The organism is Vibrio sp. 1562, assembly GCF_033340155.1.
Lineage (GTDB): Bacteria > Pseudomonadota > Gammaproteobacteria > Enterobacterales > Vibrionaceae > Vibrio > Vibrio alginolyticus.
The window spans coordinates 1-654 of sequence record NZ_JAWOVY010000429.1 but is presented as its reverse complement, the minus strand read 5'-3'; the positions used below and the strand labels follow the sequence as shown (position 1 = coordinate 654).

General features: G+C 48.8%; 1 protein-coding gene. It reads right to left on the bottom strand.

The genetic code is table 11. The features are described 5' to 3' along the window. Positions 1 to 654: AMP-binding protein (locus tag R7Z49_RS25605; RefSeq protein ID WP_318112474.1), on the bottom strand; the 654-nt coding region annotated here is incomplete at both ends.

Genomic DNA, 654 nt, shown 5'->3' with positions numbered 1-654 from the left:
CCACCTGAGATAAATTGATTATCGGCCCGACCGATGATCTTTAACTCATCTCCTTGCCAAGTACCGAGATCCTTACTGTCGAACCAACCATCCTCGTCCACGAATGCCGTCACTTGACCTTGGTGAAAATAGCCTGAAGCTAGCGTTTGTCCACCAATGTAAATGCGCTCATCAACCAGCTTAATCTTACGATTTTGTAGTAAATGCCCAGCATTGCTTACGTCATTGATCTGTTTTGCCGTAACGGTAGATGCTGCCTCGGTCATACCATAACCTAACCACGTCTCGATGCCTTTTTCTGTGGCTCTTACCGCCAACTCATGAGCCACATGGCTGCCCCCCAGCAAAACGTGCGTCAGTGACAGTTCAACATCATCATCTAGCAAGCGTTTAAGTTGAGTCGCCACTAAAGAGGCGTGTGAAACCGCGAAGATATCGTCTGCCATTCTTCCCGTGCCGATTTTCAATGTTGCGCCAACAAACAACCAGCGATAGACAATCGCAAGGCCAGAAACATGATAAAGTGGAAGCGACAACAGCCAAGTGTCTTGTTGATGGAAGGTGAACTCACATAGTAACCCCTCTGCCGAAGCTAGGTGCTGTCGATGCGTATGTACCACCGCTTTCGGTGCCCCCTTTGAGCCTGAGGTAAAC